This is a genomic window from Citrobacter sp. RHB36-C18 (assembly GCF_013814485.1).
Lineage (GTDB): Bacteria > Pseudomonadota > Gammaproteobacteria > Enterobacterales > Enterobacteriaceae > Citrobacter > Citrobacter braakii.
The window spans coordinates 701252-723647 of the sequence record NZ_CP057125.1; the positions used below are offsets into that span (position 1 = coordinate 701252).

A 22396-nucleotide genomic window follows, 5' to 3' on the forward strand; every position below is an offset into this window, starting at 1 on the left:
CCTTGTGACTACAGCCTCTGTACAGCAAAAAAAGTATCTTTTTTTGCCTTAAGAACTTGTTAAGGATTAACTTATTTAATAGTCGTAAACCAAAATGAAAGGGAGACATGACGATGAAAAAATTAGCTGCAATGGTTGCTGTAATGGCACTGTGTTCCGCACCTGTTCTGGCAGCGCAGCAGGGCGGTTTCTCTGGACCGACAACCACCACGCAAAGCCAAAATGGCGGATTTGTCGGCCCGAATGGTAGCAGCGCGACGGTAGAAAGCGCCAAATCACTGCGTGATGACACTTGGGTTACCCTGCGCGGGAACATCGTTGAGCGTATTTCCGACGACCTGTATGTGTTTAAAGATGCGACCGGCACGGTGAATGTGGATATCGACCACAAGCGCTGGAACGGCGTAACCGTCACACCACAGGATGTGGTTGAAATCCAGGGGGAAGTGGATAAAGACTGGAACTCCGTTGAAATCGACGTGAAACAGATTACCAAAGTTGCCAAATAATCCCCATCAGGGCCGCACTCGTGGCCCTTTTCTTTGTGACTCAACACGCCAGATAGGGTAGTATCTGCGGCAATATTGCCCTTCAATAGAGGGGTACAAAGTTGAGGAACCACGATTAATGAGCGATATGGCAGAGCGCCTGGCGCTGCATGAATTCACGGAAACCGCCTATCTGAACTACTCCATGTACGTCATCATGGACAGGGCGTTGCCGTTTATTGGCGATGGTTTGAAACCCGTTCAGCGTCGCATCGTGTACGCGATGTCCGAACTGGGGCTGAATGCCAGCGCCAAATTTAAAAAATCCGCCCGTACCGTCGGTGACGTACTGGGTAAATACCACCCACACGGCGACAGCGCTTGTTATGAAGCGATGGTACTGATGGCGCAGCCGTTCTCTTACCGTTATCCGTTGGTCGACGGGCAGGGGAACTGGGGGGCGCCGGACGATCCGAAATCCTTCGCGGCGATGCGTTATACCGAATCCCGCCTGTCTAAATATGCGGAAGTTCTGCTGGGTGAACTCGGCCAGGGAACGTCGGACTGGGTGCCAAACTTCGACGGCACCATGCAGGAGCCGAAGATGCTGCCTGCGCGTCTGCCAAATATTCTGTTGAACGGCACGACCGGTATTGCCGTTGGTATGGCGACGGACATTCCGCCACACAACCTGCGTGAAGTGGCGAAAGCGGCGATTACCCTGATTGAGCAGCCGAAAACGACGCTGGATCAGTTGCTGGACATCGTGCAGGGGCCGGACTACCCGACCGAAGCGGAGATCATTACCTCGCGGGCGGAGATTCGTAAGATTTACGAAAACGGACGTGGCTCCGTACGTATGCGTGCGGTATGGACGAAAGAAGACGGCGCGGTGGTGATTTCCGCACTGCCGCATCAGGTTTCCGGGGCAAAAGTGCTGGAGCAGATCGCCGCTCAAATGCGCAATAAAAAGCTGCCGATGGTAGACGACCTGCGCGACGAATCGGATCACGAAAACCCGACCCGTCTGGTGATTGTCCCGCGCTCCAATCGTGTGGATATGGAGCAGGTGATGAACCACCTGTTTGCCACCACCGATCTGGAAAAAAGCTACCGCATCAATCTGAATATGATCGGTCTTGATGGTCGTCCGGCGGTGAAAAATCTGCTGGAGATTCTCACCGAATGGCTGGCGTTCCGCCGCGATACCGTACGTCGTCGCCTGAACTATCGTCTGGAAAAAGTGCTTAAACGCCTGCATATCCTTGAAGGTTTGCTGGTGGCGTTCCTCAACATTGACGAAGTGATCGAAATTATTCGTCATGAGGATGAACCTAAGCCCGAGCTGATGTCGCGGTTTGGCATTTCTGAAACCCAGGCTGAAGCCATTCTTGAGCTGAAATTGCGCCACCTTGCCAAACTCGAAGAGATGAAAATCCGCGGCGAGCAGGATGAGCTGGCGAAAGAGCGCGATCAGCTGCAAGGCATTCTGGCTTCCGAGCGTAAAATGAGTAACCTGCTGAAGAAAGAGCTGCAGGCTGATGCCGAGGCCTATGGCGACGAACGCCGCTCTCCGCTGCAGGAACGTGAAGAAGCGAAGGCGATGAGCGAGCACGACATGCTGCCGTCAGAGCCAGTGACCATTGTGCTGTCCCAGAGTGGTTGGGTGCGTAGCGCGAAAGGCCACGACATTGATGCGCCGGGATTAAGCTATAAAGCGGGCGACAGCTTTAAGTCTGCGGTGAAGGGTAAGAGCAACCAGCCAGTGGTGTTCGTGGACTCGACCGGACGCAGCTACGCCATCGATCCAATTACGCTGCCGTCGGCGCGTGGACAGGGTGAACCGCTGACCGGGAAGCTCACGCTGCCGCCGGGCGCGACGGTTGAGCACATGCTGATGGAAGGCGACGATCAGAAACTGCTGATGGCATCCGATGCGGGTTACGGTTTCGTCTGCACCTTTAACGACCTGGTAGCTCGTAACCGTGCTGGTAAGGCATTGATTACGCTGCCAGAAAATGCGCGCGTTATGCCGCCGGTTGTGATTGAAGATGAAACCGATATGCTGCTGGCAATCACCCAGGCCGGTCGCATGTTGATGTTCCCGGTAAGCGATTTACCGCAATTGTCAAAAGGCAAAGGGAACAAGATTATCAATATCCCTTCAGCGGAAGCGGCGAAAGGTGAAGATGGCCTGGCGCAGCTCTACGTGCTGCCGCCACAAAGCACGCTGACTATCCACGTCGGTAAGCGCAAAATTAAACTGCGTCCTGAAGAGTTGCAGAAAGTGACCGGCGAGCGTGGCCGTCGCGGTACGCTAATGCGTGGTCTGCAGCGTATCGATCGCATTGACATTGACTCGCCTCGACGCGCCAGTCACGGCGACAGCGAAGAATAACGCTACCGTCCGGCTCTCCCTGTTTTAGCCCGGGGAGAGCCAAGGTTAAAAATTCCCGTGAAACCGTTGTTTATTCGTGCGTTGCGATTAACAATACGCTTTTCCAGAGAGCCGCCCTTAACAAAGCCCTAACCTGATACTGCGTGATGAATCAGGTGACGTAAAATGCCAGGCTCTTAGGCCTCAGAGGTTGTTATGCTATATATTTTTCGTTTAATCATTACTGTTATTTACTGCGTTCTGGTCTGTATTTTCGGTTGCATATACTGTCTGTTCAGCCCACGAAATCCAAAACACGTCGCAACGTTCGGTCATATGTTTGGCCGCCTGGCTCCCCTTTATGGCCTGAAGGTTGAGTGCCGCATGCCGGCAGACGCGCAGAACTATGGTAATGCTATCTATATTTGTAATCATCAGAACAACTATGACATGGTTACCGCTGCGAATATCGTTCAGCCGCCGACGGTGACGGTAGGTAAAAAAAGCCTGTTGTGGATCCCATTCTTCGGGCTGCTGTACTGGTTAACCGGCAACCTGCTGATTGACAGAAACAACCGTACCAAAGCGCACAGCACCATTGCGGCGGTGGTGAATCATTTCAAAAAACGTCGTATTTCTATCTGGATGTTCCCGGAAGGAACGCGCAGCCGTGGTCGCGGTCTGCTGCCGTTTAAAACCGGCGCGTTTCATGCGGCGATTGCGGCGGGTGTCCCGGTTATTCCGGTGTGCGTTTCAACCACCTCGAACAAGATAAAACTCAACCGACTCAATAATGGTCTGGCGATTGTAGAGATGTTGCCACCGGTAGATATTAGCCATTTTGGGAAAGATCAGGTTCGTGAACTGGCAGCGCATTGCCGTACGCTGATGGAACAAAAAATCGCAGAACTCGATAAAGAAGTTGCTGAGCGGGAAGCCGCCGGTAAGGTTTAATCCGCGCAATTCGGGTTTTTTACAGGAAAAGATTTCCTGCGTGTTAATCGCCAGTTTTTCATGGAGTTTATATGTCATTCAGTCGGCGTCAGTTCATTCAGGCATCGGGGATCGCACTGTGTGCAGGTGCTGTTCCGCTGAAGGCTAATGCTGCCGGTCAGCAACAACCGTTACCCGTACCTCCGCTGCTGGAGTCCCGTCGGGGGCAGCCGTTATTTATGACGCTGCAACGCGCCCACTGGTCCTTCACGCAAGGCACGCGCGCACCTGTCTGGGGGATTAACGGTCGCTACCTGGGACCGACGATCCGCGTCTGGAAAGGGGATGACGTCAAGCTTATCTACAGCAACCGTCTGACTGAAAATGTCTCGATGACTGTCGCTGGATTACAGGTGCCAGGCCCGCTGATGGGCGGCCCGGCGCGCATGATGTCCCCTAATGCAGACTGGGCACCAGTGCTGCCGATTCGTCAGAATGCCGCTACGCTGTGGTATCACGCCAATACGCCAAATCGTACTGCCCAGCAGGTTTATAACGGTCTTGCCGGAATGTGGCTGATTGAAGATGAAGTGAGTAAATCACTGTCTATTCCCAACCACTACGGCGTGGATGATTTTCCGATCATTATCCAGGACAAGCGTCTGGACAACTTTGGTACGCCGGAATACAGCGAACCCGGCAGCGGTGGTTTTGTCGGTGATACGCTGCTGGTCAACGGGGCGCAAAGCCCGTATGTCGAAGTCTCTCGCGGCTGGGTGCGTTTGCGTTTGCTGAACGCTTCAAACTCGCGTCGTTACCAGTTGCAAATGAGCGATGGCCGCGCGCTGCATGTGATTTCCAGCGATCAGGGCTTTTTACCTGCGCCCGTTTCGGTGAAGCAGCTCTCGCTGGCGCCTGGCGAGCGCCGTGAGATCCTGGTGGATATGACTAACGGAAATGAGGTCTCTATCACCTGTGGTGAGGCGGCCAGCATTGTCGACAGGATCCGCGGATTCTTTGAGCCTTCCAGTATTCTCATCTCTACGCTGGTATTGACGCTGCGCCCGACGGGTCTCCTGCCGCTGGTGACCGACAGTCTGCCAATGCGCCTGCTGCCAACGGAAATCCTCAGTGGTTCACCGATTCGCAGCCGTGATATCAGTCTGGATGACGACCCCGGCATCAACGGTCAGCTGTGGGACGTCAACCGCATGGATATTACCGCTCAGCAGGGCTCCTGGGAGCGCTGGACGGTACGAGCGGATATGCCTCAGTCTTTCCATATCGAAGGCGTCTCGTTCCTGATCCGTAATGTGAATGGCGCAATGCCGTTCCCGGAAGACCGGGGCTGGAAAGATACCGTCTGGGTCGACGGACAGGTTGAATTACTGGTCTACTATGGACAACCTTCCTGGGCTCATTTCCCGTTCTACTTTAACAGTCAGACGCTGGAAATGGCGGATCGTGGATCGATCGGACAGATGTTGGTGAACCCGGCGCCGTAATGCGCCGGAGTTTCCGTTACGCCCGCCAGAACATGCGCGAGAACAGGATCAGAATGGGGTAAATCTCCAGACGCCCCATGATCATGGCCGCGCACATCAGAAGTTTTGCCTCCTCGTTTAAGGTGCCAAACGTCGTTGCGGTGATGCCAAATCCCAGCCCCATGTTATTGATGCAGGCGGCAACGGTGGCGAAAGAGGAGAAGAGATCGTAGCCCATCAGATTGAGCGCCCAGATAAAAAAGCTGGTAAATAAAACGTAGAGAAAGAAAAAGCTCCATACCGAACGCACTACTCGGTCGCTTACCACGTTATTGCCCACTTTGATATTCAGCAGGGCGCGAGGATGCGCGAGCTGGTGTAACTCCTGACGGCATTGCTTGAACATAATCAAAAAACGCAGCACCTTAATCCCCCCACAGGTCGAGCCGATACAACCGCCGAAGAAACTGGCGCTGAGCAGCATGAATATCGTGTGCGAAGGCCACTGCGCATAATCCGCCGTCGACAGGCCATTATCTGTCAGCATCGAACTGGCCAGAAAAAAGGCATGCACCAGGCTGTCCGTTATCCCGTACATACCCGCCCGCCAGACCTGCCAGGTGGCGATCAGGGTGACAACCAGCGCAATAAGCAGAAAGAAACGCAGCTCGGCATTACGACGAAAGGGCTTAAAGGTACGTTTCACAATAGCAACGTACCAGAGGGTGAAGTTAAACGCAGACAGCAGTGAAAACAGTCCGGCGACTAACTCAATAGCGTGGCTGTTATAAAAGCCGATGCTCTCACTACGGGTGGAAAATCCGCCGAGAGAGACCGTCGACAGCCCGTGGCATAAGGCATCGAAAAACGACATCCCGGCAATCCAGTAGGCCAGAGTACAAATAAGGCCGAGAATGACGTAGGTCAGCCACAGCGTACGTGCGGTATCAGCAAGCCTTGGCGTGAGGCGTTCTTCTTTAAAGGGACCTGGCATTTCAGACTGATACAGCTTCATACCACCAATACCCAGCAGGGGTAATACCGCCACGGCAAGGACAATAACCCCCAGGCCGCCAATAAAATTGAGCTGAGCCCGATAGTACAGATACGATTTCGGCAAGGCGCTGACGTCGTCAATCACCGTAGCGCCAGTGGTGGTTATCCCGGAAACCCCTTCGAACAGGGCATCGGCAAAGGAGAGATTTAAGCCATCGTCCATCCACATCGGCATGGCGCTGATAAACGAAAACAGCAGCCAGAACAGGACGATGATGACAAATCCATCCCGGGTTCGTAGTTGAATTCCTGCATGTTTGGTTGCCAGCCACGCTCCACCGCCGAGGGTAAAGAACGTCATAAATGTGCTGAAAAAAGCGAAAAAGCTCCGCTCTTTATTTAACAGAGCAATGGTCATCGGCGGCAGCATGGAGAAGCTGTAGAGAAGAACCAGAAATCCGCACAGGTGAACAACTACCCGTAACTGGGAAATATGCAGTGAATCGTTGAGTCGCAATGAAAAATCCCCCGCCGAAAAAGAGTTATCTCAGCTGGCCGGCATGGTGTTAATTATGAATGATAAAAATGGGCGTCGTAAAATTTAACAATTTAAATCACTTTCTACTTGTCTGACTCAGACTCCACTTCATTTCTTGCCGACATACAGCGTATAATCCCCGGCCTTTGATTATTTTTTTACCATTTTTGGAAGCACTATGAGCGCAATATCCCTGATCCAGCCGGACAGAGACCTTTTCTCCTGGCCGCAGTACTGGGCTGCCTGTTTTGGCCCGGCACCATTTTTGCCGATGTCACGCGACGAAATGGACCAACTTGGCTGGGATAGCTGCGACATCATTCTGGTTACCGGCGATGCATACGTCGATCATCCCAGCTTTGGCATGGCAATTTGCGGCCGTATGCTGGAAGCGCAGGGCTTTCGTGTTGGGATTATCGCCCAGCCGGAGTGGAACAACAAAGACGATTTTATGCGTTTGGGTAAACCGAACCTGTTCTTTGGTGTAACCGCAGGCAACATGGATTCGATGATCAACCGTTATACCGCCGATCGCCGACTGCGCCATGACGATGCTTATACGCCAGACAACGTGGCGGGCAAACGCCCGGACCGCGCGACGCTGGTCTATACCCAGCGCTGTAAGGAAGCATGGAAAGATGTGCCGGTTATTCTCGGCGGTATTGAGGCCAGCCTGCGCCGTACCGCGCACTACGACTACTGGTCTGATACCGTTCGTCGCTCCGTGCTGGTGGATTCAAAAGCCGACATGCTGATGTTCGGTAACGGCGAACGTCCGCTGGTGGAAGTGGCGCATCGTCTGGCGATGGGTGAAACTATCGATCAGATCCGTGACGTGCGTAACACCGCGATTATGGTTAAAGAAGCGCTGCCGGGCTGGAGTGGGGTGGATTCCACGCGTCTCGACACGCCGGGCAAAATTGACCCGATCCCGCATCCATACGGTGAGGATTTGCCGTGTGCCGACAACAAACCTGTCGCACCGAAAAAGCAGGAAGCGAAAGCGGTAACCGTACAGCCGCCGCGCCCGAAACCGTGGGAAAAAACCTACGTGCTGCTGCCGTCCTTCGAAAAAGTGAAGGGCGATAAAGTGCTGTATGCACATGCGTCGCGTATCCTGCACCACGAAACCAACCCAGGCTGTGCGCGTGCGCTGATGCAAAAGCATGGCGATCGCTACATCTGGATCAACCCGCCAGCCATTCCGCTCTCTACCGAAGAAATGGACAGCGTCTTTGCGCTGCCGTACAAGCGCGTGCCGCATCCGGCGTATGGCGACAGCCGCATTCCGGCCTATGAGATGATCCGTTTCTCGATCAACATTATGCGTGGCTGTTTTGGCGGCTGCTCGTTCTGTTCGATCACCGAGCACGAAGGCCGCATCATCCAGAGCCGCTCTGAAGACTCGATCATCAATGAAATCGAAGCTATTCGCGACACCGTTCCGGGCTTTACCGGCGTGATTTCCGATCTCGGCGGCCCAACGGCGAACATGTATATGCTGCGCTGTAAGTCACCGCGTGCGGAGCAAACCTGCCGTCGTTTGTCATGCGTCTACCCGGATATCTGTCCGCATATGGATACCAACCACGAGCCGACGATTAACCTCTATCGCCGTGCGCGTGATTTGAAAGGCATTAAAAAGATCCTTATCGCTTCAGGTGTGCGCTATGACATCGCGGTTGAAGATCCGCGCTATATCAAAGAGCTGGCGACCCACCACGTGGGCGGCTATCTGAAGATTGCGCCAGAGCATACTGAAGAAGGCCCGCTGTCGAAGATGATGAAGCCGGGGATGGGCAGCTACGATCGCTTTAAGGAATTATTCGACACCTACTCTAAACAGGCCGGTAAAGAGCAGTACCTGATCCCGTACTTTATTTCTGCGCATCCTGGGACGCGTGACGAGGATATGGTGAATCTGGCGCTGTGGCTGAAGCAACGTCGTTTCCGTCTGGATCAGGTGCAGAACTTCTATCCATCACCATTGGCGAACTCCACAACCATGTATTACACCGGGAAAAACCCGCTGGGTAAAATTGGTTACAAGAGTGAAGACGTGGTGGTGCCGAAAGGTGATAAACAGCGTCGTCTGCATAAAGCGCTGCTGCGTTACCACGACCCAGCCAACTGGCCGTTAATCCGCCAGGCGCTGGAAGATATGGGGAAAAAGCATCTTATCGGTGGTCGTCGCGAATGTCTGGTTCCGGCGCCTACGCTGGAAGAGATGCGCGAAGCGCGTCGCCAGAACCGTCATACCCGTCCGGCGTTGACCAAGCACACGCCTGTGGCGCATCAGCGCCAGACGCCCGCCGCCAACAAAAAACGTGGGAAAGTAGCAGGGCGCTAATCTGTCTTGCCCGGGAGTGAAATGTTTACCGGGCCTGAAAGACCGTCGGCCGGATAAGGTGCCATCTGGCAGAAGTGCTCAGTAATTATGCCTCACGAATTCTGGCCGCTAATGCGGCCAATTTTGCATCATCCGCCCGTTCACGATCGTGTGACGACAGATATCCTTCATACTGCTCGAAAAATTGGTTCTGCTGCGATTCAATCGGCTTCCAGTGGGGCAGATCGCATGGGACTCAATTAGCTGTGCACGTGGTCTACGTCGAAATTCAAATCAGTAAAGGCCCGACGAGAGGTCGGGCAGGAGAGAAGGGGTTAACCGCCGAACTGGTCCGGGTCTGGTCCCAGACGTTTGCCCTGATCGAGCTTTGCGATTTCGCCTAATTCATCTTTATCCAGGCGGAAGTCCCAGACGTTAAAGTTTTCTGCGATACGCGCAGGGGTGACTGATTTCGGAATAACCACCAGGCCGCTATCCAGATGCCAGCGGATGACAATCTGCGCCGGTGATTTGCCATATTTCTCTGCGAGATCGCGGATGATCTTTTGATCAAAGACGTCTTTGCCGCCCTGCGCCAGCGGGCTCCAGGATTCGGTCTGGATTTTATGCGTTGCGTTCCAGGCGTGCAGTTGGCGCTGTTGCATAAGCGGATGAAGTTCTATCTGGTTAATCACCGGTGGTACGCCGGTTTCATCCATCAGTCGCTGGAGATGATTGATCTGAAAGTTACACACGCCGATGCTCTTAATCAGCCCTTCTTTTTGCAGATCGATCATGCTTTCCCACGCTTCAACGTAGTGGTCGATCGCCGGCACTGGCCAGTGCATCAGATAAAGATCGAGGTAATCGAGCTGGAGTTTCTCCATGCTTTCGAGCAAGGCTTCCCGAGGGCGTTTCTGGTCATCATTCCACAGCTTGGTGGTGATGAATAACTCTTCCCGCGGTACGCCCGCATCGCGTATTGCTTTGCCGACACCTTCTTCGTTTTTGTACGCTGCAGCGGTATCAATTGAGCGATACCCCACTTCCAGCGCTTTATGAATGGCAGTGATGACCTCTTCGTTACTTGCCTTCCAGACCCCCAGGCCCAGTTGCGGCATGACGTTACCATCCTGTAGTTTAATAATGGTTGGACCGGTCATAATTCCTCCCCTGAATTGAGTTTACCGAGGCAAGCCCCGGTAAGTTAGGTGTGACTTAAGTCTGGCCTATCCTCGTCATACTTCAAGCTGCATATGCGTTGGCTTTATTACGCGGCCCATCCATGAGCCTCGCCCTTTCAGGTCCGCTGCAAGCAGCGTTCAAATCTGCTCCCGGCAGGTTTGTCGTTTCACCCCCAGTCACTGACTTATGTAAGCTCCTGGGATTCTCTCCTTTGCCGCCTTTATGCAACTCGAAATATTTAGAATATAAATACCCAAAAATGAAAGGCGGAGGTGAAAAAACCTTAGCGGGCAGCTTCGTAAATCCGACGGCTGACCTCGAGCGTAATGTCCTGATGTTCGCCCAGTTTTGTACCGCCGTGCGCTTGCAGTTTTTCCAGTAGCGCCGGGATGGAGCTACCGTCCAGGCCGTAGTCAGACAGACGAGTCGGTACGCCCATTTGTTCGAAGAAAGCGCGGGTTGCGGCAATAGCGGCGTCGATGCGTTGGTCATCGGAACCTTCAGTGATATTCCAGATACGCTCTGCGTATTGCAGCAGTTTGGCACGTTTGGTATCGCGTTTTTCATTCCACAGCGCTGGCAGAACGATAGCCAATGTTTGAGCATGATCCAGACCGTGCATTGCGGTCAGTTCGTGGCCCAGCATATGCGTTGCCCAGTCTTGTGGTACGCCTGCGCCAATCAGACCGTTCAGCGCCTGGGTTGCCGCCCACATAACGTTCGCACGCACGTTGTAATTTTCCGGCTCCTGCAATGCTTTCGGGCCTTCTTCTACCAGCGTAAGCAGAATACCTTCAGCAAAGCGATCCTGAATTTTCCCGTCAACCGGATAAGTCACATACTGCTCAACGGTATGTACGAAGGCATCTACGACGCCGTTCGCAACCTGACGCGGCGGCAGGGTATAGGTGTAAACCGGATCCAGCACGGCAAATACCGGCTGCACAAATGGGGTCATAAAGGCCAGCTTATCGCCGGTGGTTTTACGCGAAATGACCGCGCCGGAGTTAGATTCAGAGCCGGTTGCTGGCAGGGTTAATACGGAGCCCATCGGGATAGCGCTTGTTACGTCGTTGCCGTGGGTTTCCAGAATGCGCCATGGATCGATGCCGTCAGCGTATTGTGCCGCAGCCGCGATGAATTTGGTGCCATCCAGCACCGAACCGCCGCCTACCGCCAGCAGGAACGTCACTTTCTCATCACGCACGATTTTTACCGCGTTCATCAGCGTTTCATAAGACGGGTTCGGCTCAATACCGCCAAACTCCAGCACGTCCAGGCCTTTCAGCGCATCCTGAACCTGTGCCAGGACACCGGTTTTTTTCACGCTACCGCCGCCATAGGTAACCAATACGCGAGCATCCTGAGGGATTTGATCGCGCAGCTCAGCAATCGCACCTTTACCAAACAGAATGCGGGTTGGGGTATGGAGATTAAAGTTGTTCATTGCTCGTTCCCTTATGTGGGTAAAAAAAGAGGGCAGGAGAGTATCTGCCGGATGATGAACATTGTGGTCGTCAGCCGCGCTGCTCTCAATGCTCATTTCTGCCGATGTCTTGCCCATTTCTACAGACTGCTGGAGAAAACGGATAAATCTGCGCATTATGTCATGGTTGCAAACCGATGATGAAATGGTGCTCTATGAACCGTGATGAGATCTGCCTTCTGCTGACAGATAAAATTAAGCAGCTGAAAAACAATGAAAATAAACTCAGCGAACTGCTGCCAGATGTCCGCCTGCTGCACGGAACTGAGCCGGCAGCGCGTACACCGGTAATGTATCAGCCAGGAATCATATTTCTCTTTTCGGGACATAAAATTGGTTATATCAATGAACGTGTATTTCGTTATGACGCCAACGAATACCTGTTGCTAACCGTACCGTTACCCTTTGAATGTGAAACGTATGCAACGCCGGAGGTTCCCCTGGCCGGTATCTACCTGAATGTCGATATTCTGCAATTGCAGGAGCTGTTGATGGACATTGGGGAAGATGAGCTGTTCCAGCCCGCCATGGCGGCCAGCGGGATCAACTCCGCGACGCTTTCTGACGAAATACTGTGCGCCGCTGAGCGCCTGCTGGATGTGATGGAGCGACCGCTGGATGCGCGTATTCTGGGGAAACAGATTATTCGCGAGATCCTCTACCATGTGCTGACCGGGCCGCGCGGCGGCGCATTACTGGCGCTGGTTAGCCGCCAGACGCATTTCAGTTTGATAAGCCGGGTGCTGAAGCGCATTGAAACCAAATACACCGAAAATCTCAATGTCGAACAGTTGGCGGCAGAAGCGAACATGAGCGTGTCGGCGTTTCATCATAATTTTAAAGCGGTGACCAGCACGTCGCCGCTGCAATACCTGAAGAGCTATCGTCTGCATAAAGCACGGATGATGATGATCCACGACGGGATGAAGGCCAGTGCGGCTGCCATGCGCGTCGGCTATGAGAGCGCATCGCAATTCAGTCGGGAATTCAAACGTTTCTTTGGCGTAACGCCGGGGGAGGATGCAGCCAGAATTCGAATGATGCAGGGGAGTTAAACTTGCTCAGCGCTGGCCTGATAAGCGAAACGTCATCAGGCGAAAATGCCGGGGGAACCCCGGCCTACGGTTAATGCTCAGGCGCTACAGTATTTTTTTTTAATCACGACAAACAGGGTTCCCAACAGACCCGCGGTTAACAGGGCAATCGGCAGGATCATTAAAAAGGTCATCACCTGATCTTCATGGCGTTTGACGAACGGGATCATGCTCAGCGCATAGCCAAAGCCGGTGACGACGGTGACCCACAGCAGACCGCTCAGCCAGTTAAAAAACTGGAACCGACGGTTTGGCAGGCCCGAAATTCCCGCCATTGTTGGCAGCAAGGTACGAACGAATGCCAGGAAACGCCCAGCCAGCAGTGCCATCAGCCCGTGTTGGTCAAACATGCAGGTAGCGCGCTGATGATATTTATCAGGTAATTGCGCCAGCCAGCCTTTTACCGTCCGTGTGTTGCCCAGCCAGCGTCCCTGAATGTAGCTCAGCCAGCAGCCCAGACTGGCTGCGGCAGTCAGAATAGCTATGGTAGGTATAAAACTCATCACGTCCTGAGCGATCAGCGCCCCTGCCAGCAATAACAGGCTGTCTCCGGGTAAAAAGGAGGCAGGCAGCAGGCCATTTTCTAAAAACAGTGTGGCGAACATTACGAAGTACACCACGCTCACAACGTGCGGATCCGCCAACGCGGCAAAATCGTGTTGCCAAAGCGCGGAGACAATATCTTGAATGACTACCATGGACTTTCCTGTGGAACAGCGTTTATGTGTGGATTGTACTCCTGAATTGTCCGGGATGCCTTGATCCCGGACGCAACAATTGCAGACTTTTCCACCAGAAGTGTCTGCATATATGTCCATCTATGGCAATTTTACTCGATTCGGGCAAATCCTGCGGCCAAATCGGCAATCAGATCGTCAACATTCTCTAAACCGATATGCAAACGGATGAGCGTTCCACTGAAGTCCACCTCGCCTTGCGGACGGATTGCCGCAATGTGTTCCGGCTGATTAGCGAGAATCAGCGACTCAAAACCGCCCCAGGAGTAGGCCATGCTGAACAGGCTGAAGTGGTCGAGATACGCGGCCAGCTCTTCATGATTTAGTTTCTTATTCAATACAAATGAGAACAGTCCGCTGCTGCCGGTGAAATCACGCTTCCAGAATTCGTGGCCTTTACTGCCGGGTAGCGCGGGGTGATTCACGCGGGCGACCTGCGGATGGCTGGCCAGCCACTCGGCGACCTTTAAGCTGCTTTCATGATGTTGGCGCAGGCGAACGCTTAGCGTACGCAGTCCGCGGCTGGTCATATAGGCGGTATCGGCGTCCAGCATTTGCCCCATCAGATAGGCATTTTCGCGCAGTTGATCCCAGCAACGGGCATTAGCTACCGCAGTGCCGACCATGGCGTCGGAATGGCCAATCAGATATTTGGTACCAGCCTGAATAGAAATGTCGATGCCAAAATCCAGTGCTTTGAACAGCACCCCGGCAGCCCAGGTGTTATCAATTATGATGATCGCATCCGGCGCGACGCTTCTGACGGCGGCAACAATAGCAGGGACATCATGTACTTCCATGGTGACAGAGCCGGGAGATTCCAGAAATACGACTTTAGTGTTCGGCTGTATGTGCTTCACAATATCGGCACCAACCAGCGGATCGAACCATCCGGTGGACACGCCGAGTTTGCCGAGAATTTTGGTGCAGAAATCCTGGCTGGGTTCATAGGCGGTGTTGGTCATCAGCACATGATCCCCTTGTTCCACAAAGGCGAGGATGGTGTTGGCAACGGCCGCCGCGCCGCAGGGGAATAACGCACAACCCGCGCCGCCTTCCAGTTCACACATTGCCTCCTGCAGGGAAAAATGCGTCAAGGTTCCGCGACGTCCATAGAAAAGCGCACCGTTAGCACGGTTGTGCGTAGCCTGCTTTTTGGCCTCTACGGTGTCAAACACTAGCGAAGAAGCGCGCTGGATCACGCTATTTACCGCGCCCAGCGTGTACTTTTTACTGCGTCCTGCGTGAACGAGTTTGGTTTCAAGTTGCTTATCTGCCATGTCGTCTTACCTGTTTTTATACGTCTGGATGTCTAAACTACCATGAATCAAAGATGACGCATCCTGCAGAACGGTCATACAGTAGAAAATAATCTCAAAATGCTTCTGGTGACTTTTTTACTGCGTAAGCGCAAGGAAAAGAAACCAAAGGTGCGGCAATATGTAAATAGTAATGAGAACGACTATCAATTCGACGTCGTTTTGATATCATTACGCTCAGATTTTGTGATTTGCGTCCTGGAGATACAGAGTGGGTAATAATTTGATGCAGACGGATCTTTCCGTCTGGGGTATGTATCAGCACGCCGATATCGTGGTTAAGTGCGTGATGATTGGGCTGATTTTGGCATCAGTGGTCACCTGGGCTATCTTCTTTAGTAAGAGCCTTGAGTTCTTTACTCAGAAACGCCGCCTTAAGCGTGAACAGCAACTGCTGGCGGACGCCCGCTCTTTAGACCAGGCAAATGAGATTGCTGCAGGATTTGATGGCAAAAGCTTGGGCGCACAGTTGATTTACGAAGCGCAGAACGAACTGGAATTGTCAGAAGGCAGCGACGACAACGAAGGTATTAAAGAGCGTACCGGCTTCCGTCTGGAGCGTCGTGTGGCGGCGGTAGGTCGTCATATGGGACGTGGTAACGGCTACCTGGCCACCATCGGGGCTATCTCTCCATTTGTGGGTCTGTTCGGTACCGTATGGGGGATCATGAATAGCTTCATCGGCATTGCACAAACCCAAACGACCAACCTGGCCGTTGTTGCGCCGGGTATCGCAGAAGCACTGTTAGCGACGGCGATCGGTCTGATCGCGGCAATTCCTGCGGTCGTTATCTACAACATTTTCGCACGTCAGATTGGCAGCTATAAAGCGATGCTGGGCGATGTCGCGGCACAGGTATTGTTGCTGCAAAGTCGCGATCTGGACCTGAACGCTAGCGCTTCTGCCCATCCGGTACGTGCTGCGCAGAAATTACGTGTAGGATAATGTTCCATGGCAATGAGCTTTAATGAAAACCTGGACGATAACGGTGAAATGCATGAAATCAACGTGACGCCGTTTATCGATGTTATGTTGGTTTTATTGATCATCTTTATGGTGGCCGCACCGTTGGCAACGGTGGATGTGAAGGTGAATCTCCCGGCTTCCACCAGCACGCCGCAGCCGCGTCCGGAAAAACCGGTTTACCTGTCTGTTAAAGCCGATAAGAGTATGTTTATTGGCAACAATCAGGTGACGGATGACACCATGATTAGCGAATTAAATACGCTGACCGATGGGAAGAAAGACACCACGATTTTCTTCCGTGCGGATAAAACCGTCGATTATGAAACCATGATGAAAGTTATGGATACGCTGCATCAGGCGGGTTTCCTGAAGATTGGTCTGGTCGGTGAAGAGACCGTGAAAGCGAAGTAATCCTGATTGCCGGGTAATGGTTGTTGCCTTACCCGGCCTTCCTCTCCTGATTCAGCTCTCCCCACACGCCCTTATCTGTCCTCATCCAGTGCGACTGCCGTTATCCTGGTGGGTTCGTAGTTCCCTTCAGACAGTTTACGCGTCAGGCGTAAGGTGGCTGTTTCTCGCTTGAGTATATGCTGGTATGTGCTCTCCAGCCGGGCCATGATTTTGTCCCGTAGTTCTGGTTGCTGCTCCATAATGGCTTCAATCGCGGCGCCATAGATCTCTTCTTTAGCCTGTAGCGCATAAATTTCGCGACGATTTTGCCATTTCATCCGCACCAGCGCGGCGGGAATAGAAACCATCTCCTGGGCAACGCTTTCCAACGTCGCATTTTTATTGGCAATCAATACGGCCAAATTTTGCTTTAAGACAAACTCATCGCTTTTATGGTCATCTAAAGCCAAATAAACATTATTATCCTCAACATCTTTCATTTTATTTCTCTTCCAGAGAATAAAAAATAGGATCGCTGGTCTCACGCGTAATTAAATTAAGCCAAATTTTATTGCCCTGTTCATTTACGCTGGCTGTTTTTGTCGATAAAATTTTACTTAATTCTTGAGCGTTAATGTCGCCTTCCGCTTGTAGTGAATTGAGCAGGCGAGTGAAGGACTCAATTTTCGCGGCACGAAACAGGCGCTCTTTTAAATGGCGATCGCACTCTTCAAATAACATATTGCGCGCCTGGCCGTTAGCGGTAGAGCTAATCAAAATATCGGGTTCGTAATCGCTTAATGTTCTCTTTCCCTGAGTCAAATTTTCACTATTATCTGTGGGACTGGTATTAGTAGATGAGCTGGATAAGTGAAAACGCGAGGGAACAAGATGCTCGGGAAGCATGTTGAAATATCCTTTGATGCCAATGATATGTTGTTCTAAATAAACCAGGCTGCGTTGACAATAGCATGGCGTAATTTTAAAATCAAAAAAAATGGAGCCAGTATATGAACAGTATATTTTATTCTGTTATTACCCTGCTATTGCTTACCTGCGGGGTACTTTTGTTGATGCGCAGTGCAAATAAAAACCGATATGCAGAAAATGGGCACTCTGAAAACCAGCCGGAAATGCTGAGTAAAGAAGAGGGGGAAGATCATTTTTCGGTACTGATGAATTCGATTACCCCAGTATGGTATTGGCGCGTTAATCACGAATATATCGATTTTATCCACTCAACGATCAAGCGGATGACAATGGTGGAGCTAAATGAGACGCCAGGGCTATTTGATGCACAGCGGCGTTGTAGCGATCTCAACTCTGCGGTGTATAAATATTACGACAATATAAAAAAGCGCTGTCTGAGCGGTGAGAAAGTCCCGCATGCCGATCTGGATGTGCTTAACTTACGCCAGTGCTTCAGGGAGTTCAGTCTGGAGGCTTATCCTGCGCTTGTCGCGCTGGTGTGGCCGGAATTTCAACGTCCAGAGATCAAAGCGGAAGAGGTGTGAAGGGATTGGCTGGCCCTGTTACGTGCCGGGGAGGCTAACGCCGCTTCCCGGCACAGAGTTACAAACGGCTATTTGTCAGATGAGGCCTGCCACAGATTCAGCTTACCATCCGCGACATGCTTATCGATCTGCGCCAGTTCTTCGGCGCTGAACGTCAGGTTAGCCAATGACTGAACGTTCTCCTCCAGTTGCTCCGGTCGGCTGGCGCCAATTAATACCGACGTCACCCGGTTGTCTTTCAGCAGCCAGCTTAAGGCCATTTGCGCCATCGACTGTCCGCGCTGTTGCGCCATCTCATTGAGCAAACGCAGGCTGTTAAGGTTTTCTTCCGTCAGCATATTTTCCGTCAGCCCACGAACTTTTTTCCCTTCACGCTGCATGCGTGAACCTTCCGGAATGCCGTTGAGGTATTTCCCCGTCAGCAGCCCCTGGGCCAGCGGCGTAAATGCGATGCAGCCCATGCCGTTGGATTCCAGCGTATCCAGCAGACCGCTGCTGTCTACCCAACGGTTAAGCAGGTTGTAAGAAGGCTGGTGGATCAGCAGCGGAATTTTCCATTCCCGCATCAGCTCGGCCATTTTCTGCGTACGCTCCGGAGAATAGGATGAGATGCCGACATACAGCGCTTTACCGCTTTGCACCGCATGGGCCAGCGCTGAGGCGGTCTCTTCCATTGGCGTATTTTCGTCAACGCGGTGCGAGTAGAAGATATCGACATAGTCGAGGCCCATGCGTTTCAGGCTCTGGTCGAGGCTGGCGAGCAGGTATTTGCGCGAACCGCCAGAACCGTATGGCCCTGGCCACATGTCATAGCCTGCCTTGGTGGAGATGATCAGTTCATCACGATAGTGTGCAAAATCCTCGCGCAATAATCGGCCAAAATTCTCTTCTGCGCTGCCCGGAGGCGGCCCGTAGTTATTGGCTAAATCAAAATGCGTGATGCCTAAATCAAATGCTTTACGCAGCAGAGCGCGCTGTGAATCCAGCGCCTGAACGTGCCCAAAACTGTGCCACAAACCCAGCGATAGCGCGGGTAAACGTAAACCGCTGCGCCCGCAGTAGCGATAGAGCATCTGCTCGTAACGTTCAGGATTGGCAAACCAGTCCATGAGATCTCCTTAGTGCAGGTGAATTTCGAAACAACGTTTCTATTCTAGCGGGTTCATGATGAATATCCCGTTCACCAGGTCACACTGGAATGAAAAACTGGGCAAAAACAGACCACTGTGCTTTGCTTAAAAAAACATCGATCTGGAGTGCTGCCATGCCGCGTCTAACTGCCAAAGACTTTCCGCAAGAATTGCTCGACTACTATGACTATTACGCTCATGGCAAAATAACGAAACGCGAGTTTCTCAATCTTGCTGCGAAATATGCAGTCGGTGGTATGACGGCGCTGGCATTATTCAATGTGTTGAAACCCAATTATGCCCTCGCAACGCAGGTGGAGTTCACCGATCCTGATATCCTGGCGGAATACATGACTTATCCTTCACCTGAAGGGCATGGTGATGTGCGTGGGTATCTGGTTAAACCTGCGAAAGCGACGGGGAAAGTTCCGGCGGTAGTGGTGGTGCATGAGAATCGTGGGCTGAATCCGTATATTGAGGATGTGGCACGGCGGGTGGCGAAGGCGGGCTATATTGCACTCGCGCCTGATGGATTAAGTTCAGTAGGGGGCTATCCTGGCAATGATGATAAAGGTCGGGAGTTGCAGCAGCAGGTTGACCCGGTAAAGCTGATGAACGACTTCTTTGCCGCCATTGAATTTATGCAGCGTTATTCAGGCGCGACGGGAAAGGTGGGTATCACCGGATTTTGCTACGGTGGCGGCGTATCGAATGCCGCAGCAGTTGCTTTTCCTGAACTGGCCTGCGCAGTGCCTTTTTATGGGCGTCAGGTTCCTGCATCAGATGTCCCTAAAATAAAAGCGCCTTTATTACTGCACTATGCGCAATTAGATACCCGAATTAATGAGGGATGGCCTGCCTATGAAGCGGCGCTCAAAGCCAATAAGAAAGTCTATGAGGCATATATCTATCCCGGCGTTAATCATGGTTTTCATAATGACTCGACACCGCGTTATGATAATGCTGCCGCTGATTTGGCCTGGGAGCGTACTCTTGCATGGTTTAACAAATATTTACGATAGAAAACAAGGGATTATTTAATGCTTCAGGTTAATTATCTGAATAATAATGCTAGCTAATTTCATTAGCATTCATGTTGATATAGTGTAAATAATATTGGATATACTTAAGAAAGTAAAAAAATAAAGAATGCATTATATCTTCTCTGTTGCCTGCCGATAACAAGGATAAGTATCGCCTGATGGCGAATTCCTCATCAACGGCAAGGAAATTATTATGCGTTTGCTGAAAAACTTCACTATTCGTATTGTCATGTTGGCAATACTGGGACTTTTTTGCCTGCTCTGGTCGGGCGTGGGTTTATTCAGTCTTCATTCTTTATCAAAAATATCTGAAGGCAATGATATTGACCGTCATCTTGTCCATCAGATGACGGTGCTCAGTCAGGGGAACGATCAGTATTTTCGCTTCGTAACGCGCTTAAGTCGCGCCATGGATGTCAAAATGAGCGGCGGAACGCCTGATTTTGCACCAGCGCAGCAGTCCCTGGAGAATATGAGCAAAAAACTCCAGGAGATGAAAACGTTGTCTCCGGGGCCTATGGATCCGGACGTTGCCGCGGCGGTACTGACGAAGTGGCAGGCGCTGCTGGATAACGGGGTGGTTCCGCAAATGCAACTGGCGCAGCAGGGCACGCTTACGGCCTTTGCGGAGCATGCCAGCACCGTTACGCCAGCGCTGAGCCGTGAATTTGGCGCCAGTGCCGAACGTTTTAACGCCACGGCAGGTGAGCGGCTTGATACCACGCGCGTCATGGTCGATGGCAAAACGTCTATCATCCGGACGCTAATTATTACCGCCGTGATCCTCGGTATTGCTCTCCTGTTCTTCACAGACCGTTACCTCGTCGCCATGATGGTGAAACCCCTGGGACGTATCCGCCAGCAGTTCCAGCAGATTGCTCAGGGCGATCTCAGCCATCCAATCGAAGATTTTGGCCGTAACTGCGTGGGCCAACTGGTGCCGTTATTGTGCGCGATGCAGGACAGCCTGCGCGAAGCCGTCAGTACAATTCGCTCAGGTAGTGACAACATCTGGCGAGGGGCTACGGAAATATCCACCGGCAATAACGATCTCTCATCGCGTACTGAGGAGCAGGCTGCGGCGCTGGAAGAGACCGCTGCCAGCATGGAGCAACTGACCGCAACGGTAAAACTGAACGCCGAAAACGCGCGTGAAGCCAGCCAGCTTGCCGATACGGCGACAGAGACGGCAGGTAAAGGGAGCAGCCTGGTTTCAGAAGTGGTTGAGACGATGGACGGCATTGCCGCCAGCTCTAAACAGATCGCGGAAATTACGTCTGTTATTAATAGCATTGCCTTCCAGACTAATATTCTGGCGCTGAACGCGGCAGTTGAAGCTGCCAGAGCAGGTGAGCAGGGGCGTGGTTTTGCCGTTGTTGCCGGTGAGGTGCGTAACCTCGCCAGCCGTAGCGCCGGGGCGGCGAAAGAGATTGAGACGCTGATTGGCGAATCGTCGCGTCGCGTCGATCAGGGCGCTCGACTGGTTAAAGAGACGGGATTAACCATGGAGGCGATTCTGCGCGGAGCCACCGAAGTGACCGTTATCATGAAGCAAATTGCTTCTGCCTCAGAAGAACAGAATAAGGGCATTTCGCAGGTGAGCGTGGCGATCACGCAGATGGACAGCGTAACGCAACAGAACGCCGCGCTGGTAGAGCAAGTTTCCGCCGCAGCTGTGGCGCTTGAACGGCAAACGGAAGAGCTGCAACGCTCGGTACAACAGTTCCGCCTTTCAGCAAACGATGTGCAGTACGCCGCTGCCAGCACCGTTTCCCCTTCAGCAGACAGCAAAACGTCTGCAACTGCTAAAAAGGATGAATGGGTGTCCTTTTAAGCGGGCATAAAAAAGTACGTGATACCTCTGGTCTTTGCTTAAAAAATCGCTATATAATTTATTATATAGCGATTGGAGGTTATGCATGAACAACCATTTTGGAAAAGGCTTGATGGCCGGATTAAACGCGTCAAGTGCGGATAGCGCACGCACGGCGGCCAATTTTTGTGCTGATTATAAACGCGGTTTTGTGCTGGGATTTTCTCATCGAATGTTTGAAAAAACGGGCGATCGACAGCTCAGCGCGTGGGAAGCGGGGATCCTCACGCGTCGCTATGGGCTGGATAAAGAGATGGTTATGGATTTCTTTAAAGAGAACCAGTCCAGTACAACAATTCGTTTTTTCATGGCTGGCTATCGTCTCGAAGCTTGATCCGAAAGGGGTATTATCTTGCTTTAATTAATTACACTATTGACCTACGCCTTCGTTTTGTTGCTCCGCCGAAGTATTATAATGCACATAACCATATAAAAAGTGTGGTAAATGGCGCGCCGATCGCAATATGCAACATGCGAAAGGTGCAAAATAAAAGCCAGGTCTTCGCAACGGAA

General features: G+C 52.1%; 20 protein-coding genes and 1 pseudogene. 12 read left to right on the top strand and 9 right to left on the bottom strand.

The window, feature by feature from the left end; all coding sequences use genetic code 11:
* Window positions 1–113 precede the first annotated feature (113 nt).
* From HVZ52_RS03425 to ftsP, 4 genes are all read left to right on the top strand, one after another.
* Window positions 114–509 carry a YgiW/YdeI family stress tolerance OB fold protein gene (locus HVZ52_RS03425; protein ID WP_016154511.1) on the top strand — a complete coding sequence of 132 codons (396 nt, stop codon included), beginning with the start codon at window positions 114–116 and terminating at the stop codon, window positions 507–509.
* Between the two features lie 118 nt (window positions 510–627).
* The gene (gene parC / locus HVZ52_RS03430) at window positions 628–2886 is read left to right on the top strand and encodes a DNA topoisomerase IV subunit A (protein ID WP_049283274.1); all 2259 of its coding nucleotides are present in this window, start codon (window positions 628–630) and stop codon (window positions 2884–2886) included.
* Window positions 2887–3081: 195 nt separating this feature from the next.
* A complete protein-coding gene (plsC, locus tag HVZ52_RS03435; RefSeq protein WP_016154509.1) occupies window positions 3082–3819 on the top strand; it encodes a 1-acylglycerol-3-phosphate O-acyltransferase in 738 nt (245 codons plus the stop codon).
* A 71-nt stretch (window positions 3820–3890) separates the two neighbouring features.
* The gene (gene ftsP / locus HVZ52_RS03440; protein ID WP_016154508.1) at window positions 3891–5303 is read left to right on the top strand and encodes a cell division protein FtsP; all 1413 of its coding nucleotides are present in this window, start codon (window positions 3891–3893) and stop codon (window positions 5301–5303) included.
* A gap of 16 nt (window positions 5304–5319) precedes the next feature.
* Here the strand turns inward: ftsP and HVZ52_RS03445 are convergent, their stop codons facing one another.
* Window positions 5320–6795, bottom strand: coding sequence for a TrkH family potassium uptake protein (locus HVZ52_RS03445; RefSeq protein ID WP_131405359.1), 1476 nt, complete (start codon window positions 6793–6795; stop codon window positions 5320–5322).
* Between the two features lie 199 nt (window positions 6796–6994).
* Here HVZ52_RS03445 and HVZ52_RS03450 point away from each other — a divergent pair, with 199 nt between their 5' ends.
* Window positions 6995–9166, top strand: a complete 2172-nt coding sequence (locus HVZ52_RS03450) for a YgiQ family radical SAM protein (protein WP_003024532.1) — start codon at window positions 6995–6997, stop codon at window positions 9164–9166.
* Window positions 9167–9251: 85 nt separating this feature from the next.
* Here HVZ52_RS03450 and HVZ52_RS03455 read toward each other — a convergent pair.
* The 3 genes and pseudogenes from HVZ52_RS03455 to yqhD form a co-directional block, all read right to left on the bottom strand.
* Window positions 9252–9432 (bottom strand): annotated as a pseudogene (locus tag HVZ52_RS03455) (hypothetical protein); the annotation flags it as partial.
* Between the two features lie 48 nt (window positions 9433–9480).
* On the bottom strand, window positions 9481–10308 hold the full coding sequence (gene dkgA, locus HVZ52_RS03460) for a 2,5-didehydrogluconate reductase DkgA (protein ID WP_016154506.1): 828 nt from the start codon (window positions 10306–10308) through the stop codon (window positions 9481–9483).
* A 305-nt stretch (window positions 10309–10613) separates the two neighbouring features.
* Window positions 10614–11777, bottom strand: coding sequence for an alcohol dehydrogenase (gene yqhD, locus HVZ52_RS03465; protein WP_003838168.1), 1164 nt, complete (start codon window positions 11775–11777; stop codon window positions 10614–10616).
* A 194-nt stretch (window positions 11778–11971) separates the two neighbouring features.
* On the opposite strand from yqhD, the gene HVZ52_RS03470 reads away from it, so the two are divergent.
* Window positions 11972–12871 carry an AraC family transcriptional regulator gene (locus tag HVZ52_RS03470; protein WP_029139662.1) on the top strand — a complete coding sequence of 300 codons (900 nt, stop codon included), beginning with the start codon at window positions 11972–11974 and terminating at the stop codon, window positions 12869–12871.
* 77 nt (window positions 12872–12948) lie between these two features.
* On the opposite strand, the gene yghB is transcribed toward HVZ52_RS03470, so the two are convergent.
* Window positions 12949–13608 (bottom strand): DedA family general envelope maintenance protein YghB, encoded by a 660-nt coding sequence (yghB, locus tag HVZ52_RS03475; RefSeq protein ID WP_016154504.1) that lies wholly within the window; start codon window positions 13606–13608, stop codon window positions 12949–12951.
* 131 nt (window positions 13609–13739) lie between these two features.
* Complete coding sequence (gene metC / locus HVZ52_RS03480) at window positions 13740–14927, bottom strand: cystathionine beta-lyase (protein WP_016157474.1); 1188 nt, start codon at window positions 14925–14927, stop codon at window positions 13740–13742.
* A 250-nt stretch (window positions 14928–15177) separates the two neighbouring features.
* Here metC and exbB point away from each other — a divergent pair, with 250 nt between their 5' ends.
* A complete protein-coding gene (gene exbB / locus HVZ52_RS03485; RefSeq protein WP_075848586.1) occupies window positions 15178–15912 on the top strand; it encodes a tol-pal system-associated acyl-CoA thioesterase in 735 nt (244 codons plus the stop codon).
* A gap of 6 nt (window positions 15913–15918) precedes the next feature.
* Window positions 15919–16344, top strand: a complete 426-nt coding sequence (gene exbD / locus HVZ52_RS03490) for a TonB system transport protein ExbD (RefSeq protein ID WP_016154501.1) — start codon at window positions 15919–15921, stop codon at window positions 16342–16344.
* Between the two features lie 71 nt (window positions 16345–16415).
* Here the strand turns inward: exbD and HVZ52_RS03495 are convergent, their stop codons facing one another.
* Both HVZ52_RS03495 and HVZ52_RS03500 read right to left on the bottom strand, forming a co-directional pair.
* Window positions 16416–16823 carry a hypothetical protein gene (locus HVZ52_RS03495; protein WP_016154500.1) on the bottom strand — a complete coding sequence of 136 codons (408 nt, stop codon included), beginning with the start codon at window positions 16821–16823 and terminating at the stop codon, window positions 16416–16418.
* Between the two features lies 1 nt (window position 16824).
* Complete coding sequence (locus tag HVZ52_RS03500) at window positions 16825–17229, bottom strand: hypothetical protein (protein WP_046276175.1); 405 nt, start codon at window positions 17227–17229, stop codon at window positions 16825–16827.
* 104 nt (window positions 17230–17333) lie between these two features.
* Here HVZ52_RS03500 and HVZ52_RS03505 point away from each other — a divergent pair, with 104 nt between their 5' ends.
* A complete protein-coding gene (locus HVZ52_RS03505) occupies window positions 17334–17837 on the top strand; it encodes a hypothetical protein (protein ID WP_016154498.1) in 504 nt (167 codons plus the stop codon).
* A 68-nt stretch (window positions 17838–17905) separates the two neighbouring features.
* Here HVZ52_RS03505 and HVZ52_RS03510 read toward each other — a convergent pair whose 3' ends face one another.
* Window positions 17906–18946, bottom strand: a complete 1041-nt coding sequence (locus HVZ52_RS03510) for an aldo/keto reductase (RefSeq protein ID WP_053388758.1) — start codon at window positions 18944–18946, stop codon at window positions 17906–17908.
* Between the two features lie 155 nt (window positions 18947–19101).
* Here HVZ52_RS03510 and yghX point away from each other — a divergent pair, with 155 nt between their 5' ends.
* From yghX to HVZ52_RS03525, 3 genes are all read left to right on the top strand, one after another.
* A complete protein-coding gene (gene yghX, locus HVZ52_RS03515; protein ID WP_047499231.1) occupies window positions 19102–19989 on the top strand; it encodes a YghX family hydrolase in 888 nt (295 codons plus the stop codon).
* A gap of 214 nt (window positions 19990–20203) precedes the next feature.
* Complete coding sequence (locus HVZ52_RS03520) at window positions 20204–21844, top strand: methyl-accepting chemotaxis protein (protein ID WP_181598866.1); 1641 nt, start codon at window positions 20204–20206, stop codon at window positions 21842–21844.
* Between the two features lie 85 nt (window positions 21845–21929).
* Window positions 21930–22217 (top strand): DUF2623 family protein, encoded by a 288-nt coding sequence (locus HVZ52_RS03525; protein ID WP_047358639.1) that lies wholly within the window; start codon window positions 21930–21932, stop codon window positions 22215–22217.
* The last annotated feature ends 179 nt before the right edge of the window (window positions 22218–22396 follow it).

Excerpts from the sequence above, each read along its gene's own strand:
- HVZ52_RS03425 (WP_016154511.1), top strand. The coding sequence starts at position 114 with ATGAAAAAATTAGCTGCAATGGTTGCTGTAATGGCACTGTGTTCCGCA.
- parC (WP_049283274.1), top strand. The coding sequence starts at position 628 with ATGAGCGATATGGCAGAGCGCCTGGCGCTGCATGAATTCACGGAAACC.
- plsC (WP_016154509.1), top strand. The coding sequence starts at position 3,082 with ATGCTATATATTTTTCGTTTAATCATTACTGTTATTTACTGCGTTCTG.
- ftsP (WP_016154508.1), top strand. The coding sequence starts at position 3,891 with ATGTCATTCAGTCGGCGTCAGTTCATTCAGGCATCGGGGATCGCACTG.
- HVZ52_RS03450 (WP_003024532.1), top strand. The coding sequence starts at position 6,995 with ATGAGCGCAATATCCCTGATCCAGCCGGACAGAGACCTTTTCTCCTGG.
- dkgA (WP_016154506.1), bottom strand. The coding sequence starts at position 10,308 with ATGACCGGTCCAACCATTATTAAACTACAGGATGGTAACGTCATGCCG.
- yqhD (WP_003838168.1), bottom strand. The coding sequence starts at position 11,777 with ATGAACAACTTTAATCTCCATACCCCAACCCGCATTCTGTTTGGTAAA.
- HVZ52_RS03470 (WP_029139662.1), top strand. The coding sequence starts at position 11,972 with ATGAACCGTGATGAGATCTGCCTTCTGCTGACAGATAAAATTAAGCAG.
- yghB (WP_016154504.1), bottom strand. The coding sequence starts at position 13,608 with ATGGTAGTCATTCAAGATATTGTCTCCGCGCTTTGGCAACACGATTTT.
- metC (WP_016157474.1), bottom strand. The coding sequence starts at position 14,927 with ATGGCAGATAAGCAACTTGAAACCAAACTCGTTCACGCAGGACGCAGT.
- exbD (WP_016154501.1), top strand. The coding sequence starts at position 15,919 with ATGGCAATGAGCTTTAATGAAAACCTGGACGATAACGGTGAAATGCAT.
- HVZ52_RS03495 (WP_016154500.1), bottom strand. The coding sequence starts at position 16,823 with ATGAAAGATGTTGAGGATAATAATGTTTATTTGGCTTTAGATGACCAT.
- HVZ52_RS03500 (WP_046276175.1), bottom strand. The coding sequence starts at position 17,229 with ATGCTTCCCGAGCATCTTGTTCCCTCGCGTTTTCACTTATCCAGCTCA.
- HVZ52_RS03505 (WP_016154498.1), top strand. The coding sequence starts at position 17,334 with ATGAACAGTATATTTTATTCTGTTATTACCCTGCTATTGCTTACCTGC.
- HVZ52_RS03510 (WP_053388758.1), bottom strand. The coding sequence starts at position 18,946 with ATGGACTGGTTTGCCAATCCTGAACGTTACGAGCAGATGCTCTATCGC.
- yghX (WP_047499231.1), top strand. The coding sequence starts at position 19,102 with ATGCCGCGTCTAACTGCCAAAGACTTTCCGCAAGAATTGCTCGACTAC.
- HVZ52_RS03520 (WP_181598866.1), top strand. The coding sequence starts at position 20,204 with ATGCGTTTGCTGAAAAACTTCACTATTCGTATTGTCATGTTGGCAATA.
- HVZ52_RS03525 (WP_047358639.1), top strand. The coding sequence starts at position 21,930 with ATGAACAACCATTTTGGAAAAGGCTTGATGGCCGGATTAAACGCGTCA.